This window comes from Mesorhizobium sp. M4A.F.Ca.ET.090.04.2.1 (assembly GCF_003999085.1).
GTDB lineage: Bacteria > Pseudomonadota > Alphaproteobacteria > Rhizobiales > Rhizobiaceae > Mesorhizobium.
Map to the genome: position 1 here is coordinate 1 of NZ_RZOT01000041.1, position 17886 is coordinate 17886.

The following is a 17886-nucleotide window of genomic DNA, read 5'->3' on the forward strand; positions in this document are numbered from 1 at the left end:
CCTGTACACGAAACAAAACAGGCCGAAGGCGGATTTGCCGCCGGCAGACACGATTCCTAACGAGAAATTGCCAATAAATGTTGAATCAAGTTGTTAGGGATAAAATGGCGGCTCCGACGGCAGGCTGCCGGTGCTCCATATCTCGCTTGACAAGCTCCGCCATAATATTATCCTCCACTAATCTTACATTGTAAGGCTAGGAATTTCGGGAGGGGAAGCCATGTCATCCGCCCTGTCAGAACTGGAACCCGTAATAGTGCCGGTGCCGCATCCGCCGGCCATCGCGATCGAAGACGTGTCGGGCGACTTCAGCCGCGCCATCGAGCGCGCCGAGGTCAATGCCTGGCTCGACCTCTACGCCGCGGCGCCGGCCGATTTCGCCGCGCGGCAAGGGCTTTCGATAGCCGCAGAAGGCGACCTCGCCTGGACCACCTGCACGACCATCCCGTTCATCCATTTCAACTGCGTGAAGAATCTCGGCGTCGACAGCCCGGCCACCGAAAGCCAGCTCGACACGCTGCTGGCGCATTACCGCGCTGCCGCCATTTCGCGGCCCTGGTTCTACGTCAATCCGCACACCGAACCTTCCCGGCTCAGATGCTGGCTCGAAGCGCGCGGCCTGCAGCGCCAGGGCGGCTGGGAGCGGATCTATCGCGAGGCAACACCGCTGCCGCCCGAACCGCTGTTCCCGGCCGATGGGCTCTCGGTCGATCGGGTGACGCAAGCAACGGCTGCCGAATGGGCCGGCTTCATCGATCGCCAGTACAGGCTGCCGACTTCACCCTGGCTGCTGGCGCTGGTCGGCCGCAACGGCTGGCATCATTACATGCTGAAGCGGGACGGCGCGGTGGCGGCGGTGCGCTCGCTGTTCATCGGCGCCGACGGCGCGGCCTGGAGCGGCATCGACGCGCCGGTGCCCGGCATCATGGCGCCGAGCTTCGATCTCGACGCAGTGCTTGGCGAAGCGCTGGTCCGCGATGGCCTGGCGGCCGGCGCGAAACTGTTCGTCGCCGACATCGAGGCGCCGCATGAGGAGCGCGACGGACCCGCCTATCGCAACTATGCCCGCCTTGGCTTCCGGATCGCATATTTCCGCAGCCATTACAGCTATTTGCCGGCTGCCTCGAATTAAGCAGCTAGGCTTGTTTCCGGACGGAAGACCGCTTCACACTCTTGCTGGAATTGCTTTAGACCCGCAGCCATTGCCGGAAGCAGTTCTTGGCGACCATGTGGGCCGGCGGCACCATCGGCTGGCCGGCGCGCATGTCGTCAGCCGCGCTGCCGCGAGCCCTCTCGAGCAGGGTGCGAAGCTCGGCTGGCTGCACGCGGTCGCGCTCCATCACGAGTCGGACCATCGGGTCGTTCAAAAGCTCGTCCAGGGTGTTGATGCTCTCGCTCATCCGTCTCCTCCTCGAATGCCGGCCCGCGCACGATAGATAGGCAGCCAATGATGGCCCGCCAATGACGCTTTGCCGGCTATGTCGTGAATCGAAGATGAAATTTTTGTGCAGGCGCTTCCCCTTCTCCCACCAGGGACAAGGTGGATCGGCGCGCAGCGCCGAGACGGTTGAGGGGTGCAGGAAGGATGAGACGTCGGCGTCTTCTGGAACACCCCTCATCCGACCGAGATTCGCTCGGCCACCTTCTCCCACAAGGGGTGAAGGTAAAACTCTACCCGGGTGGCAGGCCCTCATATTGCGGCAGGCCGTCGTCCAACCGCACCCAGGGCTGCTTCGAGGCCGTCCAGAAATGCATGTCGGGCTTGAACTGGGAAGGATCGTCGAGCGAGCCGGAGGTGATGCCAAGAATACCTCTGGAATCGCGCCTGGAAAACAGCGTCGCACCGCAGGCCGCGCAAAAGCCGCGCTTGAGGTCCGGCGAGGAGTTGACCGTCGCCACCTCGCCCTCGACGGTCACGTCGTCGATGCGAAACAGCAGCCGCGCGTTGAACGCCGCGCCGATCGCCTTCTGGCAGATCCGGCAATGGCAGACGCGTTCGTTGATCGGCGCCACCTCGGCGCGGTAGCGCACCGCTCCGCACAGGCAGCCGCCCTGATATTTCGTCATCGCCGGTATCCGTTCGCTCGGGAAGAATGCCGGAACCGTAGCCGGGCGGGGAGCTGCGTCAATTGAAAAGCTTTTATGGGAAGCCATCGGTTGCGATGATGCGACCGGCAGAGATGGCAGCGCGTCCAAAAGCACGCGGCCGCCTCCAGGGAGACGGCCGAATGAGATTGCCGACCCGCTATTCGGTTGCGCCGAGCATCTCGTCCCAGCTCTTCACCTTGGTCACGCCGTCGAGGAAGGGCAGTGCGGTGCCGGGCAGTTCCGGCGCGAAAAAGATGTCGTAGTGGGTGCGGTTGGGGATGATCGCCAGCCGGTTCTGCGACAGGTTCTCGCGCATCCAGCCGGCATCCTTCTGGCCACCGCCGAGCATCTGGAAGAACTTGATCTCGTGCTCGGGCTTGTACATGTCGCTGTCGCCATAGACGAGCATGACCGGCATTTTCAGCTTCGGCACATCGGCCGAGAAGTCGCGCTCGTTGCGCATGAAGGCGCCGAGCGTATCGAGCAGCCTAGGGAAATCGTCCGGATGCGGCGCCACGGCGACGTAGGATTTGTACATCGGCGTATCCTTCATGAACGGGGCCGCCGCCGCGCTCACCTGCGCCTGCTGCGGGCGCATCTCGTCGTAGAAGCCGTTGGTGGCATAGCCCGTCGACACCATCACCAGCCGGCGCACCGCCTCCGGGTGCTGGACAGCCATGCGGAAGGCGACGCCGCCGCCCAGCGAATAGCCCATGACGTCGACCCGGTCGTAGCCAAGCGCCTTGACGATCGCCGCCATGTCGTTGCCCATCGCTTCGACGCTGAACGGCCGCTCGCCAAGCGCCGTGCGGCCATGGCCCTGCAGATCGACGGCGATCACGGTGCGATGCGCGGCGAATTGCGGCAGGACCGGCGCGAACATGTCGGTGGAGCCGAGGCCGCCATGCAGCAGCAGCAGCGGCTCGCCCTTGCCGTAGATGGCGTAGTAGTAATTCAGGCCGTCGATCGGCAGCAGGCCGGATTTCTCCGGCTTCGCAGCGGCTTTGGTGGCAGCGGTCATGGCAGGCTTTGTCTCCTCGGATTGTGCATTTGGCGCGGCAATCAGGGCCACGGCCGAAGCGAGCAGGGCGAAAAACAGGGTCTTGGGCATTTGGTCTCCTCCAGTTGTGCCCCAAGGACGCGACGGCAGAGCGCAAGCCGACATGGCCGCGAGAAAATTTGCAGCAGATGCGAAATTGGTCAGTGGCGCTTGGCCTGCACCAGATAGGCGTCGATCTCGGTCTCGCCCAGCCATTTGGCGGCTTCCAGCCGGTGCAGGCCTTCAACCAGAATGTGGCGCTTGCCGTCGTGGCGGACCTGGATCGGCATTTTCATACCGTTTTCGAGAATGTCCTCGGCCAGATGGCGGACCGTTTCCGGATGCAGCGTCTTACGCCGCGCGGCGGGCACGTAGATGTCGTCGACCTTGACCTTTTGCACGCGCAGCATCCTGGCTCCCGGCGCTGAAATGTCACCCCGACATGAGATAGTCTGTTTGCCGGATATGGCCAAGGGCAAGCACTTGCTGGCCCGATCGTTTCCATTTGACGCTTGGCCGGCCAATGGTCTCAATGGCGGCCTGTTGGTTTCAGGTGTTCATTGACGCGACTGCCGACCGAATTCCCCGATTTCGGGCTGACGCCCGAGCAGCGTCGCGAGGCGGTGCGCGGCCATTATTACGAATGGCCCGGCATGGACGGTGCGCGCGGCGAGATCTGGTGCTACAGCGACCGTTTTTCGTACCGCCCCGGCGAAACGGTGGCGTTGCATGTCAGCGCGACGGCGCCACAATTCGGCATGAAGATTGTTCGCGACGGCGCCGCCGAAACACAGGTCTTCGAGAAAGCCGGCATCGCGGCGCGCTGGCAGGAGACGCCCGACCAATGTTCGGTCGAAGGCTGCGGCTGGGACGCCTCTTTCGAGTTCCGCGTCGGCGACGACTGGCCGTCCGGCGCTTATCGCGTCACGCTCACCGCCGAGGGCCGCAACGGCACGCCGATCCAAAGCCATCACCTCTTCATCGTCACGCCCCTGCCCGGCAGGAAACCCGGCCGTCTGCTGCAGGTCGCGGCGACAGGGACCTGGCTCGCCTACAACACCTGGGGCGGCTCCAACCACTATCAGGGCATCACCGGCCCGAACCGGGACCAATATGCGACGATGGTGTCGACGCAGCGTCCCTGGTGCCGCGGCTTCGTCGTGCTGCCGAAGGAGGCGCCGCGCGTGCCGCTGGAGGTCGCGGTGCCGCCGAAGACCGTGCCGCGATATCCGCACATGGAATGGGCTTTCGCCACCGGCCATTCGAAGAAATACGCCTCCTCAGGCTGGGCGAGCTACGACAGCCATTTCTTCCGTTTCGCCGAGCGCGCCGGCTACGCGGTCGACCTTACCAGCCAGCACGAGCTGCATTTTTCGCCCGACATCCTCGACGGCTATGACTGCGTCGTCTTCGTCGGCCATGACGAATACTGGACCTGGGAGATGCGCGATGCGGTTGACGCCTTTGTCGAGCGTGGCGGCCACGCGGCGCGCTTTGCTGGCAATTTCATGTGGCAGACTAGGCTGGAGGACGAAGGCCGCCGGCAGGTCTGCTACAAATACCGGGCGCGGGCCGAGGATCCCGCCTATCGCGGCGACGTCACCCGCGCCACCAATTCCTGGGAAGCGCCGGAGATCGGCCGGCCGGGTTCTGCAACCTTCGGCCTCAATGCCACCAGGGGCGTCTATGCCGGCTGGGGCGGCTGCGCGCCGCGCGGCGTGCGCGGCTTCCCCGTCTACCGCCCCGAGCACTGGGCCTTCGCCGGCACCGGCATCTACTATGGCGACCTGCTCGGCGCCGACAGCCATGTCTATGGCTACGAGGTCGACGGCCTCGATTTCGAGATCCGGGGCGGCCTGCCCTACCCGACGGCGACCAGCGACGCGCCGGACGGCCTTCAGGTGCTGGCCGTCGGCATGGCGAGCCAGGTCGAGGAAAGCGCCGACATTGCGATCGAGGATCAGTTCCTCACCGATGAGGATGGCCGCTTCACCGCCGAGACGCTGTTCGGCGAGGCAAGCGACGCCAACCTCGACAAGGTCAAGCGCGGCAATGGCATGATCGTCAATTTTCCGCGCGGCAAGGGCGAGGTGTTCCATGCCGGAAGCTGCGAATGGGTCGCCGGCCTGCTAAGGCAGGACGCGATGGTCGAGCGCGTGACGAAAAATGTTCTCGATCGCTATCTCGGAAAGTCCTGACATGCCGAAACCGCAAGTCCAGCCTGCCCCTGACGCCGAAGCGCGGCCGCGGTCGCATCTGTTCTATCTGTCCAGCCTGCGCCGGCCGCTCGTCGATCGCGCCGAAGGCATCTATTTCTGGACCAAGGACGGCCGCCGCTTCATAGACGGATCAAGCGGGCCGATGGTCGCCAATATCGGCCATTCCAACCGCAATGTGCTCGACGCCATGAAGCGGCAGATGGACAAGACCACCTTCGCCTACCGGCTGCATTTCGAGAACGAGCCGGCCGAGGAGTTCGCACGGGAGTTGGCGCGAAGACTTCCCGAGGGAATGGACCGTATTTTCTTCGTCTCCGGCGGCTCAGAAGCAACGGAATCCTGCATCAAGCTCGCCCGGCAATGGGCGGTCGCCACTGGCCAGCCCAAGCGCTGGAAGGTGATCGCACGCTTCCCCTCTTATCATGGCGGCACGCTTGGCTCGCTCGCGGTCACCGGCGATGATTCCCTGGCCGAAACCTTCAAGCCGATGATGCGGGCGATGCCGACCGTGCCGGCACCGACGGCGTGGCGCGACCGCGACAATCTTTCGATGGAACAGCGTGGCATTCGCTATGCCGACATGCTGGAGGAAAAGATCCAGACGGAAGGCCCGGAGAATGTGCTGGCCTTCATCATGGAACCGGTCGGCGGGGCAGCGACGGCTGCGCTAGTCGCGCCCGACAGCTATTATCCGCGCATCCGCGATATCTGCGACCGCTACGGCATCCTTCTGATCCATGACGAGGTGATGAGCGGCGCCGGCCGCACCGGCAAATTCCTCGGCGGCGACCACTGGAACTGCAGGCCGGACCTGGTCGCGCTGTCGAAGGGGCTGGGCTCGGGCTACGCGCCGCTCGGCGCGCTGGCAGCACCGAAGCGGCTGGTCGAGCCGCTGCTTGCCGCCGGCGGCTTCCAGCACGGCCACACCTATGCCGGCAATCCGCTCGCCTGCGCCGCCGGACTCGCAGTGCTCGGCGAGATGGATCGTCTCGACCTTATCGCGAACGCCGCCGCGATGGGCGACGTGCTGATCGGCGAACTGAGGGCGTTGCAAAAGCGCTTTCCCTTCATCGCCGACGTGCGCGGCAAGGGTCTGCTGCTCGGCGCCGAGATGGTTGCCGATCCGGAGACGCTGACGCCGATCGCGCCGGGCAAGAAGGCGACGCAGCGCCTGCTCGACCTCGCCTATGAACGCGGCCTCATCATCTACGGCCGCAAGGTCAAGGGCGGCGTCGACGGCGACAATTTCATGGTCGCGCCGCCGATGATCATCACGCGCGAGCAGATCGGCGAGATGATCGCCATCATCGGCGACTCGCTGGCAGCGCTCGCCGCCGAACTCGACCTGCCGGTCGAAACCTGAAGGGGTAGAACAAGATGGCGACGAGAAAAGTCATCATCACCTGCGCGGTCACCGGCTCGGTGCATACGCCGTCCATGTCGCCCTATCTGCCCGTCACACCAGACCAGATTGCCGCAGACGCAATCGCCGCCGCCGAAGCCGGCGCCTCGATCCTGCATCTGCACGCCCGCGATCCGAGGGATGGACGGCCGACGGCCGACCCGGATGTGTTCATGCAATTTCTGCCGCGCATCAAGCAGGCGACGGATGCGGTGATCAACATCACCACCGGCGGCTCCTCATTGATGACGCTCGACCAGCGGCTCGCCGCACCGCTCCGGGCCGAGCCCGAAATGTGCTCGCTCAACATGGGCTCGATGAATTTCGCGCTGTTCCCGATGCTCGACAAGCCGCGAGAGTGGCAGCACGAGTGGGAGCCGAAGCTGCTCGAAGCCACGCGCGACACGATCTTCAGGAACACGTTCGCCGACATGGAGACGGTGCTGGAAAAGCTCGGCAAGGGCTGCGGCACGCGCTTCGAGTTCGAATGCTACGATGTCGGCCACCTCTATTCGCTGGCGCATTTGCGCGATCGCGAGCTGGTGTCGGGGCCGCTGTTCCTCCAGTTTGTGCTCGGCATTTTAGGCGGCATCGGCCCCGATCCCGACAATCTCATCCACATGAAGCGCATCGCCGACAAATTGTTCGGCGACAGCTACCAATTCTCGGTTCTCGCCGCCGGCCGCCACCAGATGCCGCTGATCTCGATCGCCGCCGCCATGGGCGGCAATGTCCGCGTCGGGCTGGAGGACAGCCTCTACGATGGGCGGCAGTTGGCCAAGTCGAACGCCGATCAGGTGCGGCGCATCCGCTCGGTGCTGGATGGCCTGTCGCTGGAGGTCGCGACGCCCGCGGAAGCGCGCGAGATGCTGGCACTGAAGGGCGGCGACCGGGTGGCGTTTTGAAGTGCGGTGGGGTGAGATGATAGCGCCCAGTCCTACCCCCCTCTGGCCTGCCGGCCATCTCCCCCTCAAGGAGGGTGCCTTGGCGCCTTGCCTGTCGTGAGTACAGTCAACATCAGGCTCGGCCGTATCGACGACGCCGAAACCATCCATGCCGCGCTGCTGCGGATGAGCGCCCATATCGGCGCGCATCAGCAGATCACCTCGACAGCGGATGACCTTCGCCGCTACGGCTTCGGCGAAAAGCCGGCCTTCTCCGCCCTGATCGCCGAGGTGGACGGCGAGTTCGCGGGGCTCTGCCTGCACTTTCCGATCTTCTCGACCTGGATGGGCCGGCCTGGCGTCTATGTTCAGGACCTCTATGTCGAGGACCGCTTTCGCGGCCGCCGGATCGGCGAAAAACTGCTGCGGCGCGTGGCGAAGGAATGTCGCGCTGAAGGCGGCGTCTATCTCCGGCTCTCCGTCGACACCGACAACGAAACCGCCAAGGCCTTTTATGAAAGGCTGGGCATTGGCTGGTCGAGCTACGAACAGGCGCAGAAAATCGCTGGCGAGGCGTTCTTCGCCTTTGCGGATGCACCAGAGGACAATGCATGAAAACCTATTATGCCGAGGAACAGAAGCGCCACGATCCCAAGGCTTTTCTCTCCAGCGGCGCCCAGCAGCCGAATCCGGAAAAGGCGGAGCGCATCGAGAGGTTGCTGGCCGGCGCGAAAGCCGCCGGCTCGACGATCGAACGGCCGCGGAACCATGGGCTGGCTCCGGTCGCGGCGGTGCACACGCCCGAATATCTCGACTTCCTTGAGCATATTTTCGAGCGCTGGCAGCGTATCGAAGGCGCCTCGGCGGAAGTCATCCCCAACATCCATCCGATCGCCCGTGGCGGTTCCTATCCCGCATCTGCCGTTGGCCAGGCCGGCTACCATATGGCGGATACCGCCTGCCCGATCTCGGACGAAACCTGGAACAGCTCGCTGTGGAGCGCCTGGAGCGCCGTTGAGGCGGCCGAAGCGGTGATGGCGGGCGCGTCTTCGGCCTACGCGCTCTGCCGTCCGCCCGGCCACCATGCCTTTGCCGACGTCGCCGGCGGATTCTGCTTCATCAACAATTCGGCGGTCGCTGCGCAGGTGCTGCGAAGAAACGCGGCGCGTGTGGCGATCCTCGATGTCGACTTGCATCATGGCAACGGCACGCAGGGCATTTTCTACGCCCGGCCGGATGTGCTCACCGTCTCGTTGCATGCCGATCCGGTGCGCTTCTATCCGTTCTTCTGGGGGTATGCGGATGAGCGCGGCGAAGGCGCCGGCCTCGGCTACAATCTCAACCTGCCGCTGCCGCGCAAATCCGGCGACGCTGCGTTCCTCGAAGCGCTCGCGACCGCCTTCCGGCGCATCCGCGCCTTCGCGCCGGAGGCGCTTGTCGTGGCGCTCGGGCTCGATGCTTTCGAGGGCGATCCGTTCGCTGGCCTTTCCGTCACAACGCCCGGCTTCTCGCGCATCGGCGAGGCCATTGTCGGGCTCGGCCTGCCGACGGTGATCGTCCAGGAGGGCGGCTATCTGTGCGACGCGCTCAGCGACAATCTCACTGCTTTCCTGACCGGCTTCGGCGGCAAGCAGCGATGAGCAATTCCAGGAAAAGTGCGTAGCGGTTTTCCGTCCGGAATTGCGTGAAAGCAACGTGGCTCAGGCTCGCTGCTGCCTCAGCATGGCCACGACCCGGCGCACGCTTTCCAGCGTCTCGTCGATCTCGTCCGCCGTGTTGTAATGGGCGATGCCGATGCGCACGACGCCCTCGCCGGCCGGAATGCCGAGCTGATGGACGATCTCCCAGGCGTAGTTGTGGCCTGACCATAGGAAGATACCTTCGGCATTCATCTGCCGCACGATCGTCTCCGGCACGATGCCCTCTACGGTGAACGACACGGTCGGCACGCGTTCGCCGATCCGGCCCGGATCGGTGATGCCGTGGATGGCCAGGCCGGAAATACCGGACAGGCCGTCGATCAGTTTCTGCGCCAGCGTGTTTTCGTGGGCGATCGACACTTCGAACGCCCTGGCGATCCGTTGCCGCCGCGCGCCGCCCTCGCCGGCCGCCGCACCGAGATCGGCGAAATAGTCGACAGCGGCGGTGAGACCGGCCATCAGCTCGATCTGCGGCGTGCCGAGCTCGAAGCGTTCCGGCAGGCCGTTTGACGAGCAGCGGCATTTGTAGGGCTTGAGCGTGTCAATGAGGTCGCGTCGTCCCCACAGGATGCCGATGTGCGGGCCGAAGAATTTGTAGGCCGAGCACACCAGGAAATCGCAGCCGAGCCCCTGCACGTCGACCAGGCCGTGCGGCGCGAACTGCACGGCATCGACATAGACCAGCGCGCCTGCCTGCTTGGCTACGGCCGTCAGCGCCTTCACCCGGTTGATCGAGCCGGTGAGGTTCGAGGCATAGTTGAGCGCAACGAGCCGCGTCCTTTCCGAAAGCAGCGCGCGCAATGCCGCCTCCTCAAGCAGCCAGCTTTTCTCGTCGAACGGCAGGAGGCGCACGACGAGGCCAAGGTCCTCGGCAAGCTGCAGCCAGGGCGAGACATTGCCCTCATGGTCCATGCGCGTGACGATGATCTCGTCGCCGGGCTTCATGGCGCGGCCGAGCGTGCGCGACATGTGATAGGTCAGCGTCGTCATGTTGGCGCCGACGATGATTTCTTCTGGGCTCGCGGCACCGAGGAAATCGGCCATCGCCGCATGCGCGTCGTCGACCACCGTCTGCGCGGCGACCGTCGTTTCGAAAAAGCCGCCGAGATTTGCGTTGGTGGTGAGCAGGCATCGCGACACCGCGTCCGCCACCGCTTGCGGCACCTGGGTGCCGGCCGGGTTATCGAGATAGATGCGACGGCGGCCCTTGTCGGTCAGCGACAGCGCCGGAAATCTTCCCCGCACGGTTTCGATTGGAAAATTCATTGCTGTCCCCTCCCTTTTGTTATCGTTGGACAATTCTGATCAAGGACACGGATTGCCGACGCGCTGATGAACCGCATCGACCGCCTTCTGCATCTCCTCGGTCCATCTGACCTCGACCGAGGACAGCGCCATTTCCAGCTGCCAGATGGCCGTCGCGCCGATGATGTTGGAGGTGACAAAGGGCCTGCTCGAGACATAGGCATTGGCGAACATCGCCGGCTCCATGCCGAAGGAGCGCGCCAAGGTGTTGTATTCGAGCAGGACTTGCGCCGCATTCGGCGTCTCGTAGCGCTGGCCGCGGTTGAAGAGCTGCGAGCGCGAGCCTTGCGGGCGCGCGCCGTGATCGTATTTGCCGGTTAGATAGCCTTGCGCCAGCGGCGAATAGGGAAGGAAAGCAATCTCCTCGCGCTGGCAAACCTCGGCCAGGTTCACCTCGAAGGTGCGGTTGACGAGGTTATAGGCGTTCTGCAGTGACACGGGCCGCGGGCCGATGCCCCTGTAGGCTTCGGCAAGGTAGCGCATGACGCCCCAGGAACTCTCATTCGACAAGCCGAAATGTCGGATCTTCCCGGCCTTCACCAGCTCGTCGAACACGCCAAGCGTCTCGGCGATCGGTGTCTCGCCTGATGGAGCGCCTTCGGTGTCGGCCCGTCGCGCCACGGCGCCGACGCGGGTCGGGTTGGCGCCCCACGGAATATCCCGTTCCGGCCAATGGATCTGGTAGAGATCGATGTAGTCGGTGCCGAGCTTGGTCAGCGACTTCTCGACCGCATCGAAAATATCGGCGCGCGCGAGCTTGGACGGGCGGTCGCCGCGAAACCAGGTGTTGCCGGTGCGGCCGACAACCTTCGAGGCGATGATCACCTTGTCGCGATTGCCGTTGGCCTTCATCCAGCTGCCGATGATCTTTTCGGTCCGCCCCTGCGTCTCCGCCTTGGGCGGGATCGGGTACAGCTCGGCCGTATCGATGAAATTGACGCCGCGCTCAAAGGCCAGGTCCATCTGCGCATGGCCTTCGGCCTCGGTGTTCTGCTGGCCCCAGGTCATTGAGCCCAGGCAGATCTGCGACACAAGAAGATCGGTCCGACCGAGACGGCGTTTGTGCATGGGGGTTTCTCCGGCGGGGAACTTTGCGCGACGGCGCGGGGAGGAAGCCCGAGCATACTGCAAAGCGCGGGTGTTCTCCAACCCGGTCCAGACGACTTTTGCGTGAACTCTTAAGGGCTAGGGCCGGGCTCCGGCCATGGCGCGCCGCTTCGCTTCATCGATCAGCATGTTGGCCACCTGCATGCGGATCATGGCGCGCTGGCGCAGATGCGGGGCAACGCGGTCCGGGTGGTTGGCGAAAGCGAAACTGCGCCGCATGCGGCCAAGGTCAGCGCTCTTCACCGGATGATCGAGGCCAAGTTCGGCAGCGATCGCGTCGGGGTCGATCGGCGGCAGTTTTTCCTCCGGCCTTGCCTGCTCGCCGGCCAGCGCCAGCTTCGCCTGATCGAGCAGAGCGGCGAACTCGGCGGCGAGGTCGGCGCCGGCTTCACGATATTCGGCCGCGAATGTCTCGCCGGAAACCTTGATGCGGCCGGAATGGAGCTCATCGGCCACCGAGAGATAGTCGAACGGAATGGTCGGCCGCGCCGCCGCCTCCTCGCCCGCCTCGACCTTGTCGGAGGCAACGAAGAGATCGTCGAGCAAGGACGCGAAATCCCGCTTGGCTCCGGTGCCGATGTCAGCCTCCCGTCTCGTCAAGCACATATGTGAGACGGTCGCACCATAGAGCTTGCTCGTTAAAAATGAATGCCTTCGACGTTATCCAGTTTAGCCGTTCGCATAGCAAAAAAGCCGGACTGCATTCATGCAGCCCGGCAAGGTCGCCAGGAGTGGCGAGGAAAAAGCCGGCAACGTGCCGGCACCACGCCTACGTTCGACAGACCGTAAAAGTTTCAAAAAAATCGATTGTGACGAAAGAATCGTCCGGGCATGGCTGCCATGCAATTGCTGCACTGCACAATTTTAACATTCGCCCTATATGTTTGAGTCGGGAGGACCAACTAGGGGCCATGGATCATGGGGTTCTTCACCGAAATGTTCGCGCGGCCGCGGCCGCAGGACCATCAGCGCTACCGCGCAGCCTTGGCGCTGCTGCATTCAATGAGCAATGCCGACCGCGCCGACATCGGCATCAAGCCAGCCGATTTCCCGCGCATCGCGCGCGAAATGTCCACGCGCTGAGTCTGTCCAGCAAGAGGTTTCCCGGCAGCACCGGGAAACCTCAAAACTTTCAACGTCCAAGGAAAACCGCCTTGCCGAGCGGCACGCCATTGTGCCGCAGGATGTCGTAGGCCGTGGTCACGTGGAAATAGAAGTTGGGCATTGCGGCGTAGAGCAGGTATTGCGAGCCCGGCATCGAGATCTCGCGCCCGGTCAGCCTGAGTTCGATCGTCCGCTCCGCCGAGCCATCGAGGTCGGCTGCCGAAAACGTCGCCAGATGATCGACCGTCTTGGCGATGCGGACCTGCAGGTCGGCGAAACTCGCCTCATTGTCCTCGTATTTCGGCACTTCGCGGCCGGCGAGCCGCGACGGCGCGCCCTTGGCGTGATCGGTGGCGATCTGCACCTGCCTGGTCAGCGCGAACATGTCGGGGGCCAGCCGCGCGGTCAGAAACACCTGCGGGTCGATCTTGCGATCGGCTGCGTTCTGTTCGGCCAGCGACAGCACCTTGGAGAGTGATTTCAGCCTGGCCGAAAACACCGGCACCGAGGCGTCATACATCGAAATCGTCATGTTGCTTTCTCCTAGTCGAGCGACGGGAGCTAGCGCTTCCACAGGCGATTCTTCAAGCGTCACCGCGCCGCCGCAATCACCATGCTAGGTTTCCCTCGAGTGGAGGATCCCGATGAGACGCGCGTTTCTTGCAGCGACCACTTTTTTCGCTATCGCCATGGCGGGCCAGCAGGCGCTCGCCGCCGACCCACCCTACATCGACGACCGCTCGGATGCCGCTTCAGTCATCCGTTCGCTCTACAGCGCCATCAACCGGCATGAATTCGCCCGCGCCTGGGGCTACTATGGCGATACCAAGCCGGCAAAGGATTTCGACGCGTTCGTCAAAGGCTATGACGGCACCGATACGGTCGAGGTGAAGACGGGCGCGGTATCCGACGAGGGTGCGGCCGGCAGCATCTACTACAATGTCCCGGTCGCCATCCAGGCGACCGACAAGAAGGGCGAGGCCAAGGTCTTTGCCGGCTGCTATACGCTGCGCCAGGTCAACGGCCAGATCCAGGAACCGCCGTTCCAGCCGATCTTCATCGACAAGGGCGCGCTGAAGCCGTCGACCGCCGATTTCGAAGAGGCCGTGCCGGCAAGCTGCGGCGACGGCCCGCCGCCGCCGAAGAAGGACGAGGCGCTGGAGCAGGCGAAGAAGGCGTTCGCCGCCACCTATGCCGGCCAGTGCGACAAGGAGCTGTTCGAGCAGGAGCCCGAGCTGTTTTCGATCAAATACAAGGACAAGAGCGCTGCCGAAGGCGACCCCGAGCGGGAAACGCGGCTCGCCCATTTCGCCTGCTCGGCCGCCGCCTACAATGAAAGCTCTATCTACTACATCTACGACGACGTCTCGGGCGTTAGGCAGTTGCAGTTCGCCGAGCCCGAAATGGACATCCGCTACGTGAACAACGACAGCGACGGCAAGGTGGAGAGCCTGCACGTCGTCGGCTTCCAGGCGACAGGCTGGGCCGTCAACTCCACCTATGACGACGCCACCCAGACCATCACCACCTTCAACAAGTGGCGCGGCGTCGGCGATGCCTCGTCGTCGGGAACCTACCTGTTCCGCAACGGTGATTTTTCCCTCGTCCAGTACGACGTCGATGCATCATACGACGGCGAGCAGAACCCGCAGACCGTGGTCGACTACAACACCGCGCCCTGAGGCAATCCCGGTATCACGTCACGGCGCCTTGGACAGCATCCAGTTGAGCGTGCCGCGCCAGTCGGTCATGCGGATCGGCGTGCCATGGGTGCCGGTCTCGAAGCGGACGAAGCGGGTCGGATACGGATAGGCTTTCGATCTGGCGATGATGGAGCGGAAGAAGGCTTCCTGCTTTTCCACGGGAAATACCGGGTCCTTGCTGCCCTGACCGAAGAAGACGGGCACATGGCGCCTGAAGGCTGGACTGGCGAGAAAGCTCTCGTCCCACAGCGAACCGAGCAGCAGCAGCCCGTCGATGCGTCGTCCGGTGTCGTTGCGCGCGGCAAGCTTCCAGCACAGCGATCCGCCCATCGAGCCGCAGGCGACGAAGACCTTCGCGCCCGGGGACTTCTCGGCGTAGTGATCGATCAGCGCCGCAACCTGGGCGGCGCCCTTGTCGCCGAAATCGGGGAAGTCCGGCGACAGATAGAGGCCGCCATTGGCGGCCATCAGATTCTTGAGGCGGTTGAAATTGCCGCCGAAGGTAAAGTCGTCGACACCTTGCTTTCGGCTGCCACCCTGCCCGTGCAGGTAGAGCACGATGATGCCGGCGCCCTCGGTCTTGCCGACGGCGACATGCCTGACATCGCCGGCGTCGGTCTTCAGCAACAGGTCCTGCTGCAGCTTGCGCACGCCGGTGTCGGTATATTCGCCATGGACGCGCTTTTCCGGCACCTCGTCGCGCTGGTTGATGTCGCGCATCTCGCGATAGTCGATGACGGTGTAGGCGCCATTGTCGCCGGACGACAGCGTCGCCGGATAGGCGAACAGATCGTCCTTGTAGGGTTTTAGCTCGAGAGCGCCGGCATCAACGGCGGACAGCGAAAGAGCGATCGCGGTTAACAGGGTGCGGGAGACTTGAAAGCGATTGGCCATGCCGCAGGCATGCGTTTTTCAGCCGCGCTTTGTCAATCCTGCAGCACACCGCCGGCGCCTTCCACCGCCTCGCGCGTGTCGACATCGACCGAGGCCGCCTTGCCGATCTCGACATCGACGACATCAAGCCCCCCGGCTTCGACCAGGTGGCGCGCGCCGGTGTCGCCTTCGAGGTGGGCGATGGCCCCAAACAACGAACGAGGCAGCAGGACCGGGTTGCCGCGCCGGCCGTCGTGGGCGGCACGCACCACCGAGCGGCCGCCGGATCTGCGGAAGGCTTCGATCAGCCGGTCGAGATCGGCGGAGGACACGCCGGGCATGTCGCCAAGGACGATCATGGCGCCGGCGGCCTCGGCCGAAACCCTGGCGATGCCCGCCTTGAGAGACGAGGACAGGCCGTCGGCGAAATCGGGATTGTCGGCCAGGATCACATCGAGGCCGGAAAGCGCGCCGCGCACCCGCTCTCTTTGATGGCCGGTGACGACAATTGTGTTTGCCGCCCTGGAACCCAGCGCTCTCTCGGCGGCGCGGCGCACCAGCGGCTTGCCGTCGAACAGTGCCAGCAGCTTGTTCGGCCCGCCCATGCGGCTGGAGCGCCCCGCCGCCAGAAGCACGATCTCGACCTTCGGCCGGGCTCTCGCAGTCGCCGGCTCACGCGGCTGCGGCCGGGTCGGTATCTCCATCAGCAGCCCGCCGACGCCCATGCCGGCGATATCGCCAGCCGTCACGTCGAGGCCGGCGATCAGCCGGTCGAGCACCCAGTCGAAGCCGTTCTCCTTGGGGCTGCGGGCGCAGCCAGGCGCGCCGATGATGCGTTTGCCGGCAAGCGTGCCCAGCACCAGCAGGTTGCCGGGATCGACGGGCATGCCGGCGCGGACCACGCTGCCCCCTGCGTGTTCGATCGCCGCCGGGACGACGTCGGCGAAATCGCTCATCGCCGAGGCGCCGAAGATCACCACCATGTCGTTGTCGCGGGCGAGCGAGGTCGCCGCTTCCGCGACGGGCGCGACCTCGTGCGGCGTGCGGCGCTCGGCGGTCAGATGGCTGCCCGAGCGCGTCAGGCGCGCTTCGGTGATGCGCAGCGTCTTGTCGAGCACGCTCGGTTTGACGCCGGGCAGCATCGTCTGGATGACGCCGATCCGCATCGGCCGATAGGCGTTGACTGCAAAGATCTCACCATCGGTGCAGATCCTTGCCGCCCGATCGACCAGGCTGCCGGCGACGGCGAAGGGAATGATCTTGACCGTAGCCACCACCTGGCCTTTCTCGACCGGCGCATGCTGCGCCAGCGTGGCGATGGTGATGGTCGGATCGATGGCGTTGATGGCGTCGATCATCGCGCGGTCGACGGTGAAGACGCCGGCCGCCTTGGCGTGGAGATTGACCCGGCCGGTCGCGGCGGGCCTGGCCTCCACGTTGCGATGGCTCATGCCGGCGGCGATCCGTTCCGCCGCGGCGTCCTCGTCGAGATCGTCGGGCGCCAGCACGGCCGCGACCACCTCGGAAATGCCGGCCGCTTTCAGCACCGACAGGTCATCGGCGCTCAGCCTGTGCGCCTTGCGAAAGCGCCGCTCTCCGGCCTCTGTGGCGTGCGCCAGCACCGCGCCCTCGGCCTCATCGATCGGAACGGGACCGAATTTCACGCCACGGCGCCTTTTGCTTCGAGGCCGCGCGAACGGAAGGCGTGGATGGTCTGCGCCAGCACCGCGACGGCGATCTCGGCCGGACTTGCCGCGCCGATATCGAGGCCGATCGGCGCATGGATGCGGGCGATCTGGTCGGCGCTGGCACCGAGCGCCAGCAGGCGTTCCACGCGCTTGGCGTGCGTCTTCCTGCTGCCGAGAGCGCCGACATAGAAACACCTGGCGTCGAGCGCTGCCTTCAATGCAAAATCGTCGATCTTGGGGTCGTGGGTGACGGCGGCAAGCGCCGTGTAGCTGTCGAGGGGCTGGCGCGCCAGCACATCCTGCGGCCATTCGGCGTGCAGCGCCACATCGGGAAAGCGCTCCGGCGTGGCGAAAGCGGTGCGCGGGTCGATGATCTCGACGGGATAGCCGGCGATCCTGGCCATCGGCGCCAGCGCCTGGCTGATATGGACGGCGCCGATCACCACCAGGCGCGGCTGCGGCAGATGCACATTGAGGAAGAAGGTGCGCCCTTCCGCCTCGACCGAGCCGGAATTGCCGGTACGAAATGCCCTGGCGATCGCCTCGCCCAATTCGCCGGCGACTGGATCGCCCTCGCGCACGATGCGGTCGCGGCCGTCGCCGAGGTCGGTGACCAGGATCGCCGCGCGGCGGGCGCGGCGCTCTTCGTTCAATGTCTTGAGGACGTACGGGTCCATGAAAAAGTCTCTTGTTGGAGCATGATCTTGTCCGCAAACCGGTTCCCACTTTGCGGGATCATGCTCTAGCCCAGCCGCTCGACATACACCTTGATGC

19 protein-coding genes are annotated in these 17886 nt (G+C 64.5%); 8 read left to right on the forward strand and 11 right to left on the reverse strand.

Annotation, left to right across the window (positions count from 1 at the left end):
* The first annotated feature begins 220 nt into the window (after positions 1-220).
* Positions 221-1132, forward strand: a complete 912-nt coding sequence (locus tag EN781_RS05250; protein ID WP_126054804.1) for a hypothetical protein — start codon at positions 221-223, stop codon at positions 1130-1132.
* A 55-nt stretch (positions 1133-1187) separates the two neighbouring features.
* Here EN781_RS05250 and EN781_RS05255 read toward each other — a convergent pair whose 3' ends face one another.
* The 4 genes from EN781_RS05255 to EN781_RS05270 form a co-directional block, all read right to left on the reverse strand.
* Positions 1188-1400 carry a hypothetical protein gene (locus tag EN781_RS05255; RefSeq protein WP_126054805.1) on the reverse strand — a complete coding sequence of 71 codons (213 nt, stop codon included), beginning with the start codon at positions 1398-1400 and terminating at the stop codon, positions 1188-1190.
* A 271-nt stretch (positions 1401-1671) separates the two neighbouring features.
* Positions 1672-2067, reverse strand: a complete 396-nt coding sequence (locus EN781_RS05260) for a GFA family protein (protein ID WP_126054806.1) — start codon at positions 2065-2067, stop codon at positions 1672-1674.
* Positions 2068-2245: 178 nt separating this feature from the next.
* Positions 2246-3199, reverse strand: a complete 954-nt coding sequence (locus EN781_RS05265; RefSeq protein ID WP_126054807.1) for an alpha/beta hydrolase — start codon at positions 3197-3199, stop codon at positions 2246-2248.
* Positions 3200-3288: 89 nt separating this feature from the next.
* Positions 3289-3537 carry a ParB N-terminal domain-containing protein gene (locus tag EN781_RS05270; protein WP_126054808.1) on the reverse strand — a complete coding sequence of 83 codons (249 nt, stop codon included), beginning with the start codon at positions 3535-3537 and terminating at the stop codon, positions 3289-3291.
* 150 nt (positions 3538-3687) lie between these two features.
* On the opposite strand from EN781_RS05270, the gene EN781_RS05275 reads away from it, so the two are divergent.
* The 5 genes from EN781_RS05275 to EN781_RS05295 all read left to right on the forward strand — a co-directional run bounded on the left by EN781_RS05275 (position 3688) and on the right by EN781_RS05295 (position 9272).
* Positions 3688-5325 (forward strand): N,N-dimethylformamidase beta subunit family domain-containing protein, encoded by a 1638-nt coding sequence (locus EN781_RS05275; RefSeq protein ID WP_126054809.1) that lies wholly within the window; start codon positions 3688-3690, stop codon positions 5323-5325.
* A 1-nt stretch (position 5326) separates the two neighbouring features.
* Entirely contained in the window at positions 5327-6709 is a 1383-nt protein-coding gene (locus tag EN781_RS05280; protein ID WP_126054810.1) for an aspartate aminotransferase family protein, read from the forward strand.
* Between the two features lie 14 nt (positions 6710-6723).
* A complete protein-coding gene (locus tag EN781_RS05285; RefSeq protein ID WP_126054811.1) occupies positions 6724-7653 on the forward strand; it encodes a 3-keto-5-aminohexanoate cleavage protein in 930 nt (309 codons plus the stop codon).
* A 96-nt stretch (positions 7654-7749) separates the two neighbouring features.
* Positions 7750-8247 carry a GNAT family N-acetyltransferase gene (locus tag EN781_RS05290; protein WP_245455473.1) on the forward strand — a complete coding sequence of 166 codons (498 nt, stop codon included), beginning with the start codon at positions 7750-7752 and terminating at the stop codon, positions 8245-8247.
* Complete coding sequence (locus tag EN781_RS05295) at positions 8244-9272, forward strand: histone deacetylase family protein (RefSeq protein ID WP_126054813.1); 1029 nt, start codon at positions 8244-8246, stop codon at positions 9270-9272. Before EN781_RS05290 ends, EN781_RS05295 begins: the two co-directional genes overlap by 4 nt.
* A 60-nt stretch (positions 9273-9332) precedes the next feature.
* Here EN781_RS05295 and EN781_RS05300 read toward each other — a convergent pair whose 3' ends face one another.
* The 3 genes from EN781_RS05300 to EN781_RS05310 all read right to left on the reverse strand — a co-directional run bounded on the left by EN781_RS05300 (position 9333) and on the right by EN781_RS05310 (position 12290).
* Positions 9333-10598: a cysteine desulfurase-like protein gene (locus tag EN781_RS05300; RefSeq protein WP_126054814.1), complete on the reverse strand. Its 1266-nt coding sequence runs from the start codon at positions 10596-10598 to the stop codon at positions 9333-9335.
* A gap of 39 nt (positions 10599-10637) precedes the next feature.
* Complete coding sequence (locus EN781_RS05305; protein ID WP_126054815.1) at positions 10638-11705, reverse strand: aldo/keto reductase; 1068 nt, start codon at positions 11703-11705, stop codon at positions 10638-10640.
* Between the two features lie 117 nt (positions 11706-11822).
* Positions 11823-12290, reverse strand: coding sequence for a hypothetical protein (locus tag EN781_RS05310; RefSeq protein WP_126054816.1), 468 nt, complete (start codon positions 12288-12290; stop codon positions 11823-11825).
* A gap of 372 nt (positions 12291-12662) precedes the next feature.
* On the opposite strand from EN781_RS05310, the gene EN781_RS05315 reads away from it, so the two are divergent.
* Positions 12663-12827: a hypothetical protein gene (locus EN781_RS05315; RefSeq protein WP_126054817.1), complete on the forward strand. Its 165-nt coding sequence runs from the start codon at positions 12663-12665 to the stop codon at positions 12825-12827.
* A 49-nt stretch (positions 12828-12876) separates the two neighbouring features.
* On the opposite strand, the gene EN781_RS05320 is transcribed toward EN781_RS05315, so the two are convergent.
* A complete protein-coding gene (locus EN781_RS05320) occupies positions 12877-13380 on the reverse strand; it encodes a DUF1993 family protein (RefSeq protein WP_126054818.1) in 504 nt (167 codons plus the stop codon).
* Between the two features lie 112 nt (positions 13381-13492).
* On the opposite strand from EN781_RS05320, the gene EN781_RS05325 reads away from it, so the two are divergent.
* Complete coding sequence (locus tag EN781_RS05325; RefSeq protein ID WP_126054819.1) at positions 13493-14530, forward strand: DUF1176 domain-containing protein; 1038 nt, start codon at positions 13493-13495, stop codon at positions 14528-14530.
* 18 nt (positions 14531-14548) lie between these two features.
* Here the strand turns inward: EN781_RS05325 and EN781_RS05330 are convergent, their stop codons facing one another.
* Genes EN781_RS05330 through EN781_RS05340 form a run of 3 tightly spaced genes read right to left on the reverse strand, consistent with a single transcriptional unit; the run spans position 14549 to position 17789 of the window.
* Positions 14549-15445, reverse strand: coding sequence for an alpha/beta fold hydrolase (locus EN781_RS05330; protein WP_189347331.1), 897 nt, complete (start codon positions 15443-15445; stop codon positions 14549-14551).
* 32 nt (positions 15446-15477) lie between these two features.
* Positions 15478-17088, reverse strand: coding sequence for a molybdopterin-binding/glycosyltransferase family 2 protein (locus tag EN781_RS05335; RefSeq protein WP_126054820.1), 1611 nt, complete (start codon positions 17086-17088; stop codon positions 15478-15480).
* The gene (locus tag EN781_RS05340) at positions 17085-17789 is read right to left on the reverse strand and encodes an XdhC family protein (protein WP_126054821.1); all 705 of its coding nucleotides are present in this window, start codon (positions 17787-17789) and stop codon (positions 17085-17087) included. The genes EN781_RS05335 and EN781_RS05340 overlap by 4 nt, the downstream gene beginning before the upstream one ends.
* Positions 17790-17886: the final 97 nt, after the last annotated feature.

What these genes read in the sequence shown, in the direction of transcription:
- EN781_RS05285 (WP_126054811.1), top strand. Translation starts at nt 6,724, where the DNA reads ATGGCGACGAGAAAAGTCATCATCACCTGCGCGGTCACCGGCTCGGTG.
- EN781_RS05270 (WP_126054808.1), bottom strand. Translation starts at nt 3,537, where the DNA reads ATGCTGCGCGTGCAAAAGGTCAAGGTCGACGACATCTACGTGCCCGCC.
- EN781_RS05280 (WP_126054810.1), top strand. Translation starts at nt 5,327, where the DNA reads ATGCCGAAACCGCAAGTCCAGCCTGCCCCTGACGCCGAAGCGCGGCCG.
- EN781_RS05325 (WP_126054819.1), top strand. Translation starts at nt 13,493, where the DNA reads ATGAGACGCGCGTTTCTTGCAGCGACCACTTTTTTCGCTATCGCCATG.
- EN781_RS05320 (WP_126054818.1), bottom strand. Translation starts at nt 13,380, where the DNA reads ATGACGATTTCGATGTATGACGCCTCGGTGCCGGTGTTTTCGGCCAGG.
- EN781_RS05305 (WP_126054815.1), bottom strand. Translation starts at nt 11,705, where the DNA reads ATGCACAAACGCCGTCTCGGTCGGACCGATCTTCTTGTGTCGCAGATC.
- EN781_RS05250 (WP_126054804.1), top strand. Translation starts at nt 221, where the DNA reads ATGTCATCCGCCCTGTCAGAACTGGAACCCGTAATAGTGCCGGTGCCG.
- EN781_RS05265 (WP_126054807.1), bottom strand. Translation starts at nt 3,199, where the DNA reads ATGCCCAAGACCCTGTTTTTCGCCCTGCTCGCTTCGGCCGTGGCCCTG.
- EN781_RS05295 (WP_126054813.1), top strand. Translation starts at nt 8,244, where the DNA reads ATGAAAACCTATTATGCCGAGGAACAGAAGCGCCACGATCCCAAGGCT.
- EN781_RS05260 (WP_126054806.1), bottom strand. Translation starts at nt 2,067, where the DNA reads ATGACGAAATATCAGGGCGGCTGCCTGTGCGGAGCGGTGCGCTACCGC.
- EN781_RS05255 (WP_126054805.1), bottom strand. Translation starts at nt 1,400, where the DNA reads ATGAGCGAGAGCATCAACACCCTGGACGAGCTTTTGAACGACCCGATG.
- EN781_RS05340 (WP_126054821.1), bottom strand. Translation starts at nt 17,789, where the DNA reads ATGGACCCGTACGTCCTCAAGACATTGAACGAAGAGCGCCGCGCCCGC.
- EN781_RS05330 (WP_189347331.1), bottom strand. Translation starts at nt 15,445, where the DNA reads ATGGCCAATCGCTTTCAAGTCTCCCGCACCCTGTTAACCGCGATCGCT.
- EN781_RS05315 (WP_126054817.1), top strand. Translation starts at nt 12,663, where the DNA reads ATGGGGTTCTTCACCGAAATGTTCGCGCGGCCGCGGCCGCAGGACCAT.
- EN781_RS05300 (WP_126054814.1), bottom strand. Translation starts at nt 10,598, where the DNA reads ATGAATTTTCCAATCGAAACCGTGCGGGGAAGATTTCCGGCGCTGTCG.